This is a genomic window from Bacillus sp. 5w2, assembly GCF_054353775.1.
This window is the reverse complement of the sequence record NZ_JBTIWT010000022.1, coordinates 31,755-50,631: the sequence shown is the minus strand read 5'-3', so window position 1 is coordinate 50,631 and position 18,877 is coordinate 31,755. Positions and strand designations below refer to the sequence as shown.

At 32.5% G+C, this 18,877-nt stretch carries 9 protein-coding genes and 3 pseudogenes; 4 read left to right on the top strand and 8 right to left on the bottom strand.

Annotated elements, in window-relative coordinates; translation table 11 throughout:
* Positions 1-373 precede the first annotated feature (373 nt).
* Complete coding sequence (locus ACXY7N_RS26070; protein WP_488592704.1) at positions 374-2,071, top strand: DUF2075 domain-containing protein; 1,698 nt, start codon at positions 374-376, stop codon at positions 2,069-2,071.
* 309 nt (positions 2,072-2,380) lie between these two features.
* On the top strand, positions 2,381-3,235 hold the full coding sequence (locus ACXY7N_RS26065) for a hypothetical protein (RefSeq protein WP_488592703.1): 855 nt from the start codon (positions 2,381-2,383) through the stop codon (positions 3,233-3,235).
* Between the two features lie 195 nt (positions 3,236-3,430).
* Here the strand turns inward: ACXY7N_RS26065 and ACXY7N_RS26060 are convergent.
* The 5 genes and pseudogenes from ACXY7N_RS26060 to ACXY7N_RS26040 form a co-directional block, all read right to left on the bottom strand.
* Positions 3,431-4,609 (bottom strand): annotated as a pseudogene (locus tag ACXY7N_RS26060) (IS3 family transposase).
* A gap of 91 nt (positions 4,610-4,700) precedes the next feature.
* On the bottom strand, positions 4,701-5,408 hold the full coding sequence (locus ACXY7N_RS26055; protein WP_488592702.1) for a hypothetical protein: 708 nt from the start codon (positions 5,406-5,408) through the stop codon (positions 4,701-4,703).
* Between the two features lie 607 nt (positions 5,409-6,015).
* Positions 6,016-8,112, bottom strand: a complete 2,097-nt coding sequence (locus ACXY7N_RS26050) for a hypothetical protein (protein ID WP_488592701.1) — start codon at positions 8,110-8,112, stop codon at positions 6,016-6,018.
* A gap of 719 nt (positions 8,113-8,831) precedes the next feature.
* On the bottom strand, positions 8,832-10,151 hold the full coding sequence (locus ACXY7N_RS26045; protein WP_488592700.1) for an McrC family protein: 1,320 nt from the start codon (positions 10,149-10,151) through the stop codon (positions 8,832-8,834).
* A 14-nt stretch (positions 10,152-10,165) separates the two neighbouring features.
* Complete coding sequence (locus tag ACXY7N_RS26040; protein ID WP_488592699.1) at positions 10,166-12,565, bottom strand: AAA family ATPase; 2,400 nt, start codon at positions 12,563-12,565, stop codon at positions 10,166-10,168.
* A 681-nt stretch (positions 12,566-13,246) separates the two neighbouring features.
* Between ACXY7N_RS26040 and ACXY7N_RS26035 the strand changes: the two are divergent.
* Positions 13,247-13,534 (top strand): annotated as a pseudogene (locus tag ACXY7N_RS26035) (helix-turn-helix domain-containing protein); the annotation flags it as partial.
* Positions 13,513-13,629: pseudogene (locus tag ACXY7N_RS26030) on the top strand (IS3 family transposase); the annotation flags it as partial. The pseudogenes ACXY7N_RS26035 and ACXY7N_RS26030, both read left to right, overlap by 22 nt.
* 61 nt (positions 13,630-13,690) lie before the next feature.
* Here ACXY7N_RS26030 and ACXY7N_RS26025 read toward each other — a convergent pair.
* The 3 genes from ACXY7N_RS26025 to ACXY7N_RS26015 all read right to left on the bottom strand — a co-directional run bounded on the left by ACXY7N_RS26025 (position 13,691) and on the right by ACXY7N_RS26015 (position 18,603).
* Positions 13,691-14,227, bottom strand: a complete 537-nt coding sequence (locus ACXY7N_RS26025) for a hypothetical protein (protein WP_016135805.1) — start codon at positions 14,225-14,227, stop codon at positions 13,691-13,693.
* A 537-nt stretch (positions 14,228-14,764) separates the two neighbouring features.
* Positions 14,765-15,106 (bottom strand): LCI fold-containing protein, encoded by a 342-nt coding sequence (locus tag ACXY7N_RS26020; RefSeq protein WP_488592698.1) that lies wholly within the window; start codon positions 15,104-15,106, stop codon positions 14,765-14,767.
* Positions 15,107-17,169: 2,063 nt separating this feature from the next.
* Positions 17,170-18,603, bottom strand: coding sequence for an IS4 family transposase (locus tag ACXY7N_RS26015; protein WP_488592697.1), 1,434 nt, complete (start codon positions 18,601-18,603; stop codon positions 17,170-17,172).
* Positions 18,604-18,877 lie beyond the last annotated feature (274 nt).

Here is an 18,877-nt window from a genome sequence, read left to right as displayed (position 1 = left end):
AAATTAATACATACTTTGGTATTTAATATGGTAATTAACTCCCATAATTTGAATCTAAATTATAATTTTCCTTCAGCTCGATTAAGGTTTAATCCATATATTTTCTATTAAACAGTTATATTTCTTTTGGTAATATAATATTTTAAGATATCGATTAAGTAATATAGATACCATTTTATATTGTAACAATAAATAATACTTAAGTTGTATATTTATTTTTTTAATTATACAATTAAAGTGAAATTATGCAATTTTTAAGGCCTTTAAGCCTTTTTCTAAGTATTTCAAAGCCATTTTATTTAAGCAAGATTTAGCAGTAATCTTTTCCAATTTGAATCTAAGGCATTGATATCTAAAAATAGGAGGTATATGCATGGAAGGATTAACTATTAAAACTATCCCTTTCACAAAAGAAGAAATTGATAAAATTAAAACGGATTATAATGCTTTTAATGACTACCCTATTATTTATATCCTACATAAGGAGAAGGAAGCTTATATTGGTGAAACAGTAAATGCTTTTAATAGATTACACAACCATAGACTAAATAGGAATAATACTTCTAATGTTAAAAACAGACATGATTTTAAGCACGTAACACTGATTAAACATGAAAAATTTAATCAATCTGCTACATATAATTTGGAAACAAAGTTAATTAATTATTTCTTAGGTGATGAACGTTACACGTTAAGAAATGTTAGTCAAACTGTATCTTCAGTTGTGCATAACTACTATGAAAAAAGCTTTTATAATGATGAAGTTTTTGAAGCAATCTGGAAAACCTTGAAAGATACTGAACAGATTGTTAATAAGGATCTATTTTTAATTGAGAATAATGATATTTTCAAACTATCTCCGTTTAAACAACTTACATCTGAACAGTTTGAACTATACCAAGATGTTGTATATGAATTAGAAGAGCAATTCTATAAAATGAATGCTCAAAACAAAACAGAACATAAAGTGATTTTCATTGAAGGTAGTGCTGGGGTTGGTAAAAGCGTTGTTTTAAGTTCTCTTTATTATAAAACGTTAGAGATGTCTAATGACAAAAACTCACATTTATATGATACTTCCAGTTATATTTTAATTAACCATAATGAAGCATTAAAAACGTTTCATAGCATTGCTTCTAACGTGAAAATGATGCAGAAGAATAAAATATTAAAACCTACTTCTTTTATTAATCAAATACCGTTAGATAAAGAGAGTACACAAGCTGATATTGTATTTGTTGATGAAGCCCATCTACTACTCTCGAGTTCAGATTCTTATAATTCATATCACGGTCAAAACCATCTAGAAGATATTATTAAAAGATCTAAGGTGACTATTATTATCTTTGATTCTAAGCAAGTAACCCGCAATAAGGCATATTGGGATGCAAAAACTTTAAACTCCATCCTATCAAAATATAAGTCTAAAAAGTATAAGCTTTCTACTCAAATGCGTATGCATGCTGGCGATGAATTAGTTTCATGGTTAGATCATTTAGTTCAAAAGAAAATTACGCCTATGCCAAATGTCCCTAAGACTTATGATTTTGAAATCTTTGAACATGCTTCTGATATGCATAAAAAAATACAACAACAAAATACGAAATGGGGACTTTCTAGAGTTGTTTCCACATTTGATTTTGAGCATAAAAAAGATGGTGGAAAATATCATGTTACAACTGGTGGCTTAGATTTACCATGGAACCTTACCGATTCTTCTACAACATGGGCGCAACGAGAGAAAACTTCTCCACATGGAAGTTCAATTGATGAGGTAGGTTCAATTTATACAGTACAAGGATTTGACTTAAACTATGTGGGTGTAATATTGGGACCATCTATCTCTTATGATGAAAAAAATAATAAGCTAGTAATATTAAGTGATAGTTATAAAGATACCGAAGCATTTAAAGGCTTAGGAAATCACCCTAATGCTGCAAAAATAAAAGATGAAATCATTTTAAATGCGCTTAATATCTTGCTAAAACGAGGCATAAAAGGTCTTTATTTATATGCACATGATGAAAAACTAAGAGCAAAGTTTCTAGAAATTAAAAAATCTCCCCTTTAATACAAGTAACTCTATACGAGGTTACTTATTGGCATTTAATATTTAGTCAAGACATATTATTAAGAAATTCTAACAATTAAATGCCTGCTTCTAGTGTACTTGTTATCCTATAAAGTATTTATTAGTAAGAATTTATATACTAAGTCAAAAAGAATGTAGATTTTAATCTACATTCTTTTTACTGCTCAATTTATATAATTTGAAAAACGTTACTATCTTTTAATGAGCGCCAGCCTTCGTTATACTAGGAAAGATTAAAAGGTCAATGGTAAAGTAGACAGATAAAATATAGAAAAAAGGGGATTATTCATGGGAATTGATTGGACAATAATATTTTCAATTGGGGGGGCATTTGGTGCAGCTTCAACCGCACAATATTTTTCGCATCGCTTAACCCTTAAAAGAGAAGATGAAAAGTATAAAAAAGAGAAATATCAAAAATTTTATTCGCCGTTAGTGTTTAAATTAGTTAAGTATATTGAAGCTGAAGGCTCTAAAATTAGTGGAGTTAATAGGAGTATTAATCCCGAACCCAATCGGATTTTTGCTAGTATAATTACAACAATAGAAAAAAACATTCAGTACGCAGATTCAGATTTTATAAAAATATATGAAGAAGCTAAAGCGTCGGAGATGCTTGATAATACAAATGAAGATGATTTTTTAAAGAGCTTTTTTGAATCTAGGAAATTCGATAGTCATCTAAATGCCTTTGAACAATTTTTTAATGATTATTTAATAATAAGTAAAGATTTGAAGATTTTGTCTAGCAAAATTGAGAGGGAAGTAAAGGAATCCATAGCAATAATAAAAGTTTATAATTTGTTTTCTAAGTATAGTTTCTCTAGCACAGCTAAAATATTATTCTCTTTAGGGGAAGAAAGTATTGTAGATAGAAACAGTATAGATAGTTTTATTAAAGAATTAGATGATGTGGATGAAATTACAAATAGTAATTTTAAACCCTATAAACAAACCGGGGATGCAATTCACGACGATTGTTACGATGACTTGTTCTCCTTGTTACAAAAAATAGTGGAAACTGGATTTCTTATACACACCAATTCTTCAATTAAAGATGCATTACTCGAGGATATATCAATCATGAGTTGGAAATTAAATAGTAAAATTGATATTAGCAGAGTAGATAATTATAACTTCTAATTGTTAATTTGAAATAAAGTTTAATCAAAATTCAAATAAAAAAAGATTATAAGGGTGATATCGTATTACTATTTAAAATTCATTATCTACTTATGATTATTATTCAAGCTATGATAGCAGTTCATGGTAAACGCAAGTCAATTAAAAAGAGCAACACATTGAATTGCCCCCTAAAAGTTAGACACGGTTATTTCATTAGGCAGCTTGATAAAAGTGAGTCTGGTATTGTACCGGGCTCATTTTTAATTTTGCCTTAATCCGTTTCGTATTATAATAATCTATATATTTTTCTAATTCCATTTTAAAATGCTCTACATTTTCAAATTCTTTTATGTAGAGGAACTCCGACTTCATAATCCCAACGAAATTCTCTATTACTGCGTTGTCGTAACAGTTGCCTTTTCGAGACATACTCTGTACGATAGCTCTTGATTCAAGTGTACGGACGTATTGTCTCATTTGATAATGCCATCCTTGATCCAAATGCATCAGTAGCTGGTGGGTTTCAGGTAAGCTTTCTCTAACATCTCTGAAACAAGTGAATACGTCGGTCTAGAACCAATTGTATAGGTAATAATTTCACCATTATACAAATCTAATACAGGTGATACATACAGTTTTTCTCCAAACAATTTAAACTCTGTAATGTCTGTTACCCATTTTTGATTCGGTGCATCTGTATGAAAATTACGCTCTAAAATATTAGGTGCAATTCTACCGACTTTTCCTTTATAGGATTTATATTTCTTCATACGCACAACACACTTTAATCCAAGCTCTTTCATAATACGCTGAACCTTCTTGTGATTCACTTTCTGACCACGATTCGTTAATTCATCACGAATGCGACGGTAACCATAACGACCTTCATTTTCCTCATAATCGCTTTAATCTCCGCTTTCAAATCGGCATCTACATCTGGACGATTCATTTTCTTTACTAAATCATAGTACGTGCTTCAAGTGCTTCAACTGACCCTTCAGCTAAAGCTTGTTTTAATTGTTTATTTGAATCTTTTTTCATGGATGAACGCCCCTTTTTCTTAGATTGAAGGGCATCAATTCCTTGTGTTTCGAGCTGTTTTTTCCAAACAGAAATCGTTGAAGGGACAGGAATGTTAAAGATAGCTGCCGTCTCAAATAAGGACATACCATTTTCAATCATAAAGTTTAGTACATCTAGTTTAAATTGTTGTGTGTAATTTGTACATCGTCTTAGAAAAGCTTCCACACCATTCTGTTTATATTGGTTTACCCAATTCAAAATGCTTGTGTCACTTATACCAATCGATTTACCCATTTCTCTATAACTTTCATTGCCGTTCAAATAACGTAGAACGATTTGTATTCTTTCATCAGCTGTAAATTTAGCCATAGAAAAACTGCACCTCCAATTGTTAGACTGTGTCTAACAATTGGGATGCAGTTCATATGTTGTTGCTTTTTTTATTAGGACATTAAGTTTTTTACGATGATGGAGGTACTGGAGATCTATTACCATAGGCAACAGTAAACCCATCACGATCGCTGTCGGGAGTGCTAGTTCTTGATATATAATTGCTTGGATTTTTAGGATCAACCATATCACCCATATCTCCATAATCGAAATTTGCATATTGGCCATTTACCATACAATAATCAAATACTACCTGATCGTATTTAGCTAGAGGATAAGGTATACCACTAGCATCCTGTGGGGCTTCTACTATGAACTCCGCTGTTGATCTGTCCCCATTATAAATAATTGGTTGACTCCATGTCCAACCTTGTGTGATGTTGTCTATAGCGATTCCCCAATTCCCCCCATCACTCCACATCTGGCTGCTTATACTGTCGCCAGGCTTAACTGGATATGTGCTTGAAGGAAGTATTTTATTTACCCCTGTATCACCGGGCACACCATACGTTTCCCACCAAGCAAAATATAGAGGGGTATGAGAAGCGTCATAACCAGCGCCTGTCCCTATTTGAACAACATTATGAGTATCTGGTTGACCACGATAAGGACCACCCCCACCTATCCCAATCCATATAAGAACTTGTGCATTTGAATCAATTGGGGTAGAAGCTATGGCTGGAACATTCCATCTAGCACCTATCGAATTAAATTGACCTGGTTCTCCACCACGTCCCCCACCTTGCAACATGCCTGCCCAAATATTACTTTCCCACATAATTAGAATCACCTCGATTAATTACCGTATCATTACCTTTTAATATGTACTAATTTCTTCAGGAAAATTACGATTTTTAAAATGAATCTAACGGGTTTAGTAATTTACTAAAAATTTAATGACTTATTCTTGCTCTTTTATATGTTATAGAAGTTAATTTTTAGGATGGGGTTTTCATTTGTATTAAAGGGAATCTGGTTAATTACTTTTGGACGTCCGACAACAGACTGTATAATCTATTTTATTTAATGTAAAAGTTAAGATCCATTAACATAAAATTTAATAGTCCCAATGTTCAAGCTCATCGAACCGTCTGCTGAGCTTGCTCCTCCATATCCCATGCTTGATTCAACATTGCCTCCACACCACATCCACAAACTATAGAAAGCGCCTTTTGAAATGCAAACACCATAAGATGATACGCCAACATCACGTGTTGTTTTAGAAGAAGAGGGATAAAAAGTATTCCAAACCGGCTGTTGAGTAGAGCCTAATTTGTGATTTTGAGGTAAAACGGCTCCTACGTAATATCCAGCCCATCCATTATTTTAAGTTTATTTTCAAGTGGTTAATTCCTAATACGTTTGGTAAACTCTCCTGTTTTTCATTAATGTTTCGGATCATCTCCTGGTGCATCTCCCCGCGGGTCATCTGGTAGAGGCTGATAGTTATTCCATGCAGGAGGAAGAAACTCAAACTTCCCACTCGCTTTTAGGAATTCCTCCCAGTACAGAGGGTTACGGAATCCATCAAAGTGACCAGTTCTTGAAAAAGTCTTGGCAGGTGGAAGGCCATGAGTTCTCATGCCTATCTTTGTTACTGACCCATTACCGGACGCACTTAAATCTCCCGATAACAGAATTTCAAAGGGTTGAGAAATTCCGTTTACACTGAATTTCAAGTCAAAGCTGCAATCAGCTTCCGTTTCCTGGTTTTCTAAATATGCATTAAATTCCCAGCCCCCATCGTGACGACAGGTAACGTTTGCCTGGGAGCAAATCAAAGGTTTAGGATTATTTTCCTGACTCAACCACTGTAGGGACTTTTCCAAATGAAAAACCCGTAAGTCAGGTAATACTCCCTTGGATGGGCCAGGTCTGGATAACCAATTACATAGGGATTCTTTGGCATAAACCTGATCTTGCTCGTTCAATTGACGGAAAAGTCTTACTGTTTTTTGAAGGGGGTCAATTATCCCGCTACCAAGATGTTCGTCCAGGATTGAGTGTATAGCGTACACATTAATCTCAGATCCGGGTATTCCGTCAACGGTTACTTCACTATCCCCCTTCACAAGTGGAGTAGTAATGTTTACCGGAACGATGTCCTGGTGGAGGGGTTTAACTAGATGTAGCGCCGAGCTGCTCCAACTATTAGCTCCACAATCTAGAAAGGAAACCCATACATTTTGATTCTGATGTAAATACGGTGCTATCAAAACTTGGATAGAATCTTGGTTGGCGAATATCTGATCACTAATAGGCCCAGGGCCCCTCGAACCCTCAGCCCATACTTGAAACCATATACCAGGTTTAGTAAGTATTCGCACTGCTCTAGCACAATGGAGCAATGGTTCGACCAAGTCTGCTCCCTTTCCTCCATTCCCTCCTATTTTTACAGTTGCTAAGTCACTCACCAGACCGCATTGTTCTTGCTCAACACTAACCGTTTGGCCTGCTTGCATGGGAACAATACGGAAAGTAAACGATGTAGCCTTTTGTGGAACCTTTGCCAGGTAAACATCACCCATATAGGTTAATCTTACCAAAGCTCCCGGTGTCAAATTTTCGGTATAGACATCAATTGCATTTTCACAGGGAGGGATTATCTTCGGTATATCTGGTTTTTGTGCAGGTTCAACAGTTATTTTCAACGAATCGGAGGGACGGTGTTCGTAACACTTCGGCATCGTTTGAGTTACCTCTAATTGGTCGCCGTTAGCTGATAAGGGCTGGCTAAATACATGACGTAATCGGTCCAGGTCAAAAATATTAACCTCTATTAATCCATCCGAGGCGTGTTTAATCGTTACTTCGGCTCCGTCAAAAATTCCACCTATCACCATTGACGTATCACACCCTTTAGGCGTTTTACCGACTAGGACGGGTACGGGGAACGGTGTTAGGGAAGATACTGGCAAGGCATTCACTGTTGCTTCGGTCTGTTTAGCAACACCTCCTAATGGAGGAAATCCTGCTGGTGCTTCTTGCCAAGTTTTAATAGTTTGACCTGCTCCTGGTAATTGACTAGTTAATAGTAGACGTGCATCTCCCTTTTCAGTAGCTTGACCGTTGCCTATAACACCAGACGGTCCTTGGATAGTTACCTGCGCTCCGGGAAAGGCTCCTTGTACCCACACACCATTTCCGCATTCCCAAAGGTGTGTGCGAAATGAAACCGGAGCTAATGAATCATGGTGAATTGGTGAAGGGCCAACCGGCATGGCATAATTGATAAGCATCTCAGGGCTTTGTTCTCCTCCTAGTTGTTGCTTAACTACTACTTGGTCCTTAACTTCCAATCGTTGCCCAGATAATAGCTCTAGACGGTCGCTCCCTCCACTTGCTATGCCTTTTGCTAGCATTCGTGGATTAGGACCTTTAGATTCAATTATTATGGTAGCACCCGGAATACTACCCTCTACCAGAATTGTTTTACTCCATTCAGAGAGTGGTCCGCGTATAACAGGAATACAAAGTGGCATGTTGTTCTCCTTTCGTTTAAACGTATAGATGCAATGGTATTAGTCAAAACGACAACTTTATTATGTAACAAAGCAAATAGGAATATTTATAAAAAGAGGTGGTTATCAGCTAGATAATAAAATGCATAAGAGGAATTTTTTTGGAAATATAACCTATTAAAATAGAAATGGTCGTGTAGATATGGATTTATAATCCTTGTCATAGATGATTCAGAAAGGCGCGAATACTACCTTAGTAAAGAAACGGCTCAAAAATGTTTTGGGTTAAAGACCCCATCATTACAACCAGTAAGATTTAGTAGAATTTCGCAATGTTCTTACTTGCTTGCTTCCATCAATGAGAACATTTATGATAAGTCAAGGGCTGGTAGTACCCAAATAATACCTTTAGAAAGAAAAATAAAAGCGTTGAACTAGATTCCCAAGTTATAGATAATTTTTCTGATAAATAACTTATCTACTAAATAGAATAACGTATGCTTTAGTTCAATAATAATTAAATAACTTTATTATCTCTGCACAGTCATAACACTTTATTGTTTTTTAACTATACTCCTTTCAAAACAAGAAATAAAAAAACAACTACTTCTTTTAAAGAATTAGTTGCTTATATATATCAAAAGGGGTGGCAAGTATAAGATGAATTTAAAATAAACATAATCCACACTTTAAACTTGAACTATTTACTAGAAAGCAATATATTTCAATTCTTTTTCCTGTTACTTCAGACACTGTACTTCATTTCTACCATTTATTAAATACTTTTTCAGCACAATCAGACTTTCTTGTATATTGGCTAAATCAACTAAGAAAACTTTTACTTTTAATTCAAGTACCTCGTCTTTATACGCTTTAAAATTAATATTAGTATCCTTCATTCCCTCATTTCCCGGGTATAATAGCCATATTTCTGATGCCTCATATTTCTTGGAGTATGCATACATTTGATACATATCAGCTTGTGATATACCATAATTTCTATTTGGATTATCAATTAGCAATTTCCACTTCGTATCTAATATTACCCTACTACAATCTTCACGCTTAATAACAATATCCGGTCGTAATGCAAACTTTTTAGGACTATTAAACAAATAGTGCCCCTTATCCTGAATTGATACTTCCCACATCAGATCACTTAATACTTGTTTTAGGTTGCTAGCAACGTATGCTTCAAAAACTTTTTCCATCGGAAACAATAATGCTCTAGCGTTCGTCTCCCCAGAAAAGGTCGTAAAGCTCTGATTCATTAAGAAAATTTTAGACCACTGTATTAGCGTTTTATAATCTTTTGTGTTCCTATCAATAACTACTTTTGAAAAATCCTTTTTATAATTAATTGAAGGTTTTATCTTTTCGAAATTAGGAAGCAACTGCTTAATTCCTTTTATATTGGCTGCACTATTAGACAGCTTTTGTAATTTTAATAATGTTGACTTGATTAATCGATTTTCTGGTCGGTTCATTCCATACTCGTCATACTCTACATAGAATCGTTCTTTATGTATTTGATTTTTCTTGATTTGTTCCCCAATTATTAACTTCCCTTTAAAATAATTTACATTATCTACTTCAAGAAAATACGATGAACGAAGACCCTTTTTTATTAATTCCCTTACTTCCTGGATATACATATTAATAAAAAGCTCATACAGGTTCATTTTATCTACGTTTAGATTAGCATCATTAAATATCTTACTTGGAAAGTCTTTCATACTTCGGATCATTTTTAGAAATGTTTTTTTTGTATCCTCAAGCCCACTATTTGTAATCTTAGGAAGAATTTGAACCTGAAACCCATTCTTCATATGAATTAACCCAACATAATTCCTTGCTTGAATAATTTTACCAACATTTCTCCGCATACCCATTCTTAAAAAATCTGCTGAACTTGTTTCTTCTTTGGCATTAAAGGTTAATATAAATTTTTCTAACTCTTGAAAAATCTCCTCATTTAAATACTTATAAGAGTCATCATTTTCATAATCCTTATTGCAGGTTATTGATTCGAATTCACAAACCTCTAATAACTTATTCATTTCTTCACCATGCTTTAATAGATTTGTTTATAACTATCTGCCCTAAAAAAAGCCTCTGTCTGAATTTCATATTTCTTTTCTGGCAAATCAATATCTGGATTTCCTTTAAATATATTCTTTAGTTTAACTTCTGTATCTAAAACAAATTTATTTATATCATCCGTTTTCGCATTATCCCCAAGTACTAACTGTATCTTGCTATAATCTTCATAAAAATACTCTTGTAGTAATGGTATAATATCATTTAAAAATATATGTGCTAGATTCTGTACAGATTGATTTTCTTCTCCAACCAAAGGAGTAAAAAAGGCATGTCCAATTGTATGCTCTCTATCATACAGGAATTCTATTCTTTCATTCATCACTTTTAAGATAGCTGGAACATCAATTCCTTCTATTTCGAGAATACCTAGTTCTTTAAGTATTTCAATGTCGGGCATCATCTCAATGAATTTAAATCTTCTCCTTAATGCTGTATCCATTAATGAAATAGATCTATCTGCTGTGTTCATTGTCCCAAGAATATGTACGTTATTAGGGACCCCAAACTCCTCCCCTGTGTACGGTAAAAGTGCAGTAGTCTGTTCTGCTGCTCCAATTCTCTTTGTTGACTCAATCAGTGTAATTAATTCTCCAAATATTTTTGAAATGTTCCCTCTGTTAATTTCATCGATTATAAAGACGTATGGATCAATATTTTTTTCTACATTAATCTCTTTAGTACTAATATACTTTTCAATTAAGTTAATTACCCCTTCAATATCCATCTTTCTTAATGGATATACAGTTTTCCTATCCAATTTTGTATTCTTGTTTAGGGAATATACTTCTTCATTAATATTAGTAGCAATCCACTTCACTTTTCTTTTCCTTGGATATCTTTTATCGGACTCATCAAATTCATAAGGGCCGTCTATAATTCCTATTGCATCAATAGTTGTATTACTTCTTTGAATAAAGACAAGATCTTGTTCTTGCATTTCCTCTTGGAAATTTAACAAAATCCTTCTTACTGTACCATTTACACTATCATTTTGCTCATTTATGAATGGATCTTGCTTAGCCCACCCAATCTTGATATAGCCATTCTTAAAACATTCTTCTTTGAGTTTAGTTTGTCCCGTCCCTTCAAGAAGGACGTTCCACACCACAGGGTGCTTTCGTATCTTTAAGGAAGGTGCTTTTACTCTAACCTTTTTGGCCTCTTCACAAAATTTTTTAAATATCCCAGAAGTATATTCATATTTTAAATCTGATATGGAATCTTCATCTTGTTGATTAATTACTGGTTTTATTCCTTCAATAAATTCTTCATATCCGTACGATTGATGAAATGTTGTAAAAGCAACTCTTCCTTCTTTTTTTAACATTTCATAACGATCTAGTACTTCTTTATAAGGCATTTCCTTTAATGACTCAATTCTTTTTTTATCACAAATGGCAACTGCGTATAAAACCGTATTATACGTTTTACCTGTTCCAGGTGGTCCATACAAAATTTGATTTTTTGCAAATTCCACGTCATTACTCCCCTTTTGTGAAGGATTTGTTTCTTGCTGTTTAGTTACCGTATTGTACAATTGAGATACTAATCGTTCACCAGCTCCCTCTGTCAACAATCTCGTTGAAATCCCTTGTGAAAGCCCCTTATCATTATCAATAGGTAAAAACAGACTATCGGTAATATCAATCTTCATGTACTGTTCCCCTTGCCATGTACCTAAGTGTTGAATCACTTCTTCACCTTTTAACCCAGCTGCATTACATGCCTCCCGAATGGCTATTAAGGAGCTCTTATCCGGCATCATCTGTACTTTTTTTGCTCTCTCAACATTTGCATTTTGTCGTGAAACAGGTGTGAAATCTTCATCTAAAATAAACAAATTACCATTTTTATCACCAATATAATAAACATCTCCTATTTCATAGGCACGCTCAAACGTTATTTTACCCTCCATCTTTAATTCTTCAATAATTACTCCAACTTTTAAAATACGGTCTATCTCAGCCAAGTTCTCACTTGTAAAATCTTCATCTAGATATCTCTTAAATCCCTTAAGTATTTCAAACATTTGAAACGGTAACATAACAGTGTCCCTTTTTCTGTTTTTATTGCTATGTTTATACCTGTAACAAATAATCGGATTTTCTATAATTTCTCTAACAACTCCCATATGTGTAATCATTGGCGAAGATGTAATTTTTCCCTTTAAATCTTCGAATATATAATCACGAATAGAAGCTCCTGTTACTAGGTAAACCCTATCCTCAACCACTTCTTCTTTTACATTTCCGCTATCACTTTGAGACCTTGTAAGTTTAGTAAGTGATCTAGGCCAATAAATTGTTTGGGATTTTACAAAGATTTCATATTCCCCAATTGTATTTGAAAAAACAGCAAATTTTTGTGCCATAAAAATTTTGACTCCATTCTAACTAAAATGAGTATCATATTTCCTTTATCATAAAAGTAATTACAAATGAATTTTCTTTCTTATCCCATTATTGTATCATTTATTTATACTACTCTTATGAAATATATTAAATTGATTTTTTGTTAAAAACCCATGAATTATTTACAATTCGGTTTCAGATGACAAACGGAGACCACAGTAGTTGATGTCCCTTCCCCCACAATACATTTCTATTTCTATTTTATTAATACAAGATATAAATTGTCAGTTTGAATTATATAGTTGAGAAGGAATGCTATAAAATGAAAAAAGACGATGATGAAATATCAAGCAATATTTCACTTGATTTTCCCATTTCTATTTCCCACATAATCCAAAAACAGTGCCATACTAGCTCCAATAAATACTGCAACGAGTCCTATAATAATCAAACCAATAATGTTGAAAATCAAAAGTAAATATTAATTTATTTTCATATTAACATTCTTTATGTTACGATTTAATTGTTGTTAAGTTAAGAAAAATTATTGCGTTTTGCTTACTTAATAATTTATAATAAAAAACCGATAAAGATAAAATTCAGCGGAGTTCTTTTCTGTTTCACCTCCGTAATTATACAAATTAAAAGAACAGGGACATATTTAGCGAAGTTCTTACCCATTCACCTTCGTAATGATATAAATGAAAAGAATGGTGATCAAATTTTTTATGCTCTACTATAGTGAGCACAAAAAAACTGCCTCCCAACTGTTAGACATTTCTAACGATTGGGAGGCAGTTTTTTCTATAAAGAAATACAAATACTCTTTGTACAAAAAATCACTGACTAAGAAAATCTTTATGATACTGGAGTGTCATAAAAAACTTAAGGATATTTATGGATACAGGAGAGTACAAATTTGGCTGAAAGCCACTTATAACCTTCACTTTAATCACAAACGTATACAAAGATTGATGAGGTTAAGTTTGCTGTGCGCAAATATATACACTTTTATAATCACCAACGGTTCCAAAAGAAACTAAATAACCTGAGTCCCTATAAATATAAAACTCAGGTTGCTTAGTTGTGTTTTTTGAATACTGTCTACTTGAAAGGGGTCACTTCATTATAGGGTTGTCCTATTTTTATTTAACAGTAACTTTTGAATTAGTTATTTCTCCTATATTGGTTCCAACAGGTATTGTATATTTATAAGACATTTCAACACCTTTACCTTGTTTAACTGCAGATTTAATCGGTGTTATAATTCTATCTGCTCCTAAGTCATACATAAACATTGATAATCCTGCAGCAGGAGCAAGGCTTACTATATACTTCACAGTTTTCGCCCATTTATTAGTAGAGTTCCAAGCATTGTAATTTTTCAATACATCCTTACAATAACTGTTTTTCAAGTAAGTTTTAATATTAAATACCTTTGCACCTGCTCTTTGTGGCTCTATTCTAATTTCAGCAGCAGCAGTAGAAATCGTTATAGGTCTATTAGTTTTTAACTCATTTAATTGGTAATCGTTTAGTTCAAGATCTTTCATACCAAAATCAGTAATTGAATTTTCCAACTTTGTGTCAGTCTCCGCTTTCGCTGGTGTAGCTATTAAAGATGTTGCACCTAACATAGTTGCGCATAGCATTGTAATAATTGTTTTTTTACCTTTTAACATTAGTTTTCCCCCATCCATAGATTGATAACTACATAGTTAATATTAACATATAATAGAAATATTTTACAATATTGTATATTATATATATTTTTTCTTTTTTATAGATTTTAAGGTATAATTATGTTATATATAATAATTTTTGTATAAAATAAAATTATATAATTTAACAGGGGGTATTTTTAAAATGTTTACAAAAAAACAAATTATATTTTTCATTTTACTTTTCCCGTTATATTTACTGATAGATTATTTAACCAATTATAATTCTATTGTTGAAAGAACTATGCTTATACTAATCGTAATTACAAGTTTTTCAATGCTCGTATATAATAATATAAAAAAATAACAAGGGTTATCAATTTCACTGGACATTTATTAAAATAAAAATACCATATCTATTCGCCTATACTATTAGATTCTTGTAGTATCATAATGCTTAGTTATCAAGTCGGAGAAGGCACCTTAGAGTGCCTTTTTTTGAAATCAATTCTATATAAAGAAAAAGCCCTAATATTTCAGGGCTTTTTAAGTAGAAAATTAGTTTGATCTAACACCTTCATAATGACCATATGCACCGCCATTTACGAATTCTAGAGCACCCCCTTTAAAATACCATTTAATTCCGTCACTCTCAAAATAGTTGGCAAACTTACCTGATTCACTATAAAATTTATAAGTTCTATATATCCCTCTTTCAGTGACATATTCATAGGGAAATTTGTATATATAATCATAAAATTCTTCGTTTAGTGCTTTGATTGGTGCATAATTATTAGTATTATCCACACTTGCACTTTCCGTACTCGCTGATGCGGCGCTAATTCCTCCAGTCAATGCAATACCTGTTGCTAAAACCCCAACTAACAATTTCTTGAACATAATAAATCCCCCTTAATATTTTTTATAACTTACAACTTAAATGTATCACTTTTGTATTTTTGTAAATATTTTGAATTTGTAGAAATATTTATTTGAATCTTATTAATATTGGTAATTCATTTTATCAAATGGAAAATAGAGGGATTTATTATGATTTGTAATAATGCATGTTCATTCAGAAAAAAATTGTGATAAAATCTAAGCAACTGTTCTATTTTTTTCAGCTAAAATAGAAACCTTACTTCTTATTTACCACAACAAGGGAAGACACCTTAGGTTGTCTTTTCTTTATTTCTCAATATAAAAACTTTAGGAATATGCTATTATTCAAATACAAATTCCCTTTTGTGCAATAAGATAGTAATATCCAATAAAAAAAGCCCACCTATTTCCGTAGGTGGGCCTTATCTTTATTACACAATACCAAAGTATACTCTCTATTTCTCATAAACTTTATGTAATTATACATATCTGTAAAAATCACACTAAATTAATATTACATGTAGTAAAATATAAATTGTGGACACGTTCTATAAAGCAGATTCTTTTGAAAGACGTAACATATCGACCATTATAAAAGATGTGCCATCAATCTATTACTGATCTCAAATTTCTTGTACTTTGTGAACTAACAATCTGGTGTATATAGACGATTCTGTTTTATAGGATGTGTTTACATGTATAACAAAGGGATAATACGGATAAGTTTATACTAAATGAATGTAGTTCAAGTCGGAGGAAGGCACCTTATGGTGTCTTTTCTTTACCATAAAGTGCTATAATATTGAATAATACACCTTTAGCAGCTATTTGATTTTTTGAATTTATCGCTTCCACTGCGAAATGATGAAAAATATCTTGCTTTCCTTTAAAGCTATACTTAAATACAAACTCACCATTTTTCCCCTCAGAACTCCCAATTAATTTTCTTTGATTATAAGTTGCTGTTCCTGTTGGAATTAAATAAAATTTAATCCTTTTAGCATTTTCAGCTGTAATACTAACAGTTAAAGTTCCATCTGTTTTAGGAAGGGATAACCAACCTTCTTTAATACTATAGGGAAAAGTACTAACATTATCTATTGTAACAGTCTATGATCTACTAGCTAATGTTTCCGTTAAACAAAATAGATTTAAAAATAAACACGCTAGTAAAAGAAGAGAGAATAAACGCTTTGAAAGTTGCATTTAATACCCTCCAGTTTATAATATTTACGCTTTCATAAGCTTAACAAATACATAGTACACTTATATTTTTTATCTTTCGTAAAAAAAATATATGTACAAAGATACCTGTTTTTTATGAATTCCTTTTTCGAAGGATTCATTTTTGGGCTTAGCGTGGCTTTTTTTCGAAATGCTGGCGGTGCCCCATGCCCATCAACTTAAAAATTTAGAATTACCCCAAAATGAAAAAGAGTCCTAAATTAATAAGACTCTTTTTACCTTTATTAAATGTAAACTTACGAATATTCTTTTATATAAATATTAGTATTATATAGTATTTAAAATCTAATTAAATTATAAATGCTAAAATCACATCATATACTTTATATACATTAAGATTTCTTGAATTTTCTATATAAAAGAACAACAATAGAAATTACCAATCCTAATACACAAAAAGTAAATAATATGATTTTTTTAGTAGATAACACTTCAGTTTCAAAAAAAGTCATATTTCCTACCATTAATATCTGTATCAAAAATATAAAAATAAAGTAATATAAAAACCGATTATTTTGTTTCAAATAATCCCTCCTAACAGGAATATATATCCATCTTATACATTTAATATATGAATATCAACATTTGAAATAATGCAATAATGCATATCTATGAATATTAATTTATTAATATTTTAGTTTTATATTTAAAAATGGAATATCAAATATATTTCTCATTTCATTTTTAGATTCCTTATAGGGGTACCGCCACATGCCCATCAACTTAAGGATGGATACAAAACAAAATTTTGTTCATTTGAACTGAAATCTCTCCAAATGGGGGGATTTATTAAAAATAAGCACGCAAAATAAACCCTAACAGGTTTCATTTTTTCACTATGCAGCTTTCTTTTGCTTGCTGCATCCACTATACTCATAGATAACACCCATAATATCAAAGACAGTCTTTTTTTCGTATCTATGAGATTTCCGTCCGTTTTGTTGTAGAAGGTGAAACAGGCAGGTTAGAAGCTTTGTTATCTCTTGGGTGTTTTGTATGGATTGATAGAGGAGAAATAGATGGTCTTGAATCATTCCAATTGCTTTATATTCACTTAATTCTTTTTGCTTCTTCTGTAATAAAAGTTGACGCATTTTAAACATGGTAGAAGAACTTAAGAAAATAGCGATCAGTTTTCCGTATAAATGGCACTCTATTCTTTCTTGTTTGACAGTGCGACAATGATCTATATCAAATAATGATTTCCACGTTTTAAAAACAATTTCTATCTGCCAGCGTAATGTATACAATTCATGTACTTGTTCCATCGGAACCCACTCCCAAGGTGCATTTGTCACATATACATTTAATCCCGCTACTAATTTACTTTTCTCTAAATAGGTTCTGTGTTTTGACTTTTCTTTTTCTGCAATTTTCTCTAGGCGTTTTTGTAATTGTGCCGCTGTTAAACGATGAAAAACGAGACGTGAAAATAACTGCTGTTTATCTCTAATATAAGCTTGCTGATATTCTATCGTTTCCCCTGGTTGGAGTTGATTCAAAATCTGTATGACATTGATTTGTATGTATTCTGATTGTTTTTTAATGGAACCATTTTTAAAATATTCCGGATCTGGATTTTTTACATATACGTTTGTATTTAACTTTAACCGCGAAATATAATACGTACCTCGTTGATCCATTTGATCTAAATCCTCTAATGAAAAATATCCTAAATCACGAATACATAAATCGCCTGGCCGTAACGTATCTAAACATTCTGTTCCGAATGTTTTATCATTATTTTTTCCAGGTCCCACTTGAAAATTAAGAAATTGTCCACTATGCAAATCATATTCTAATTGAATTTTGATCCCAGCTGTTTGCGCACAGCCACCTGAACCAGGATATATATGTTCCAAAGTATGGGGTACTTGAAACATAGTGGCATCCATGATGCGAATACGTTTAAAATGCGCAAAAAGTTGGCTAGAAATGTGAGTTTGTTCACAGATTTTTTGTTGTAACAACAAAGAAAAGATATGTTTTAAAAATAACACTGATTTTTCGTTAAATCGTTTATTTAAGCCCTCCGGGCTAAGTACAGTATCTGTAACTGCGTGAAGTCTACTACATAATCGTACTAAAGGATCACTGGCCACCCTTTGACTAATCCAAATACAAATGGTAGCTAAATCTGATCCCGAAAATTTGCGTTTTCTCTTTACAAACTTCATCTCTCTTGCTAGTTCTTCCAAAAATTCGGGTGTGATATAGCGCTGTAATTCTTCCGCAAATGGTTGTAACTTCTCTTGAATCGAGAGATTCATAAAAAAACGTCACCCTTTCTCATTTATATTATGTAAGAAAGAATAACGTTTTTTTGTACTTGGGGGTAGTAAAAATCCTTCAGTTGATGGGCATGAGTGCCCCCGCATAGGTAATGCTAAATGAAGAAGCGTCATTAATACTTGACCTTGACCTTGTCCGTATCCTGTATCTACCATTGGATTCCATGATATTCAAATTTTTTTATCCACATGCGGACCATTTCGTGATTCGCTCCTAGTGATTTCGCGATGTCTTCTATACTTTCATTTCCAT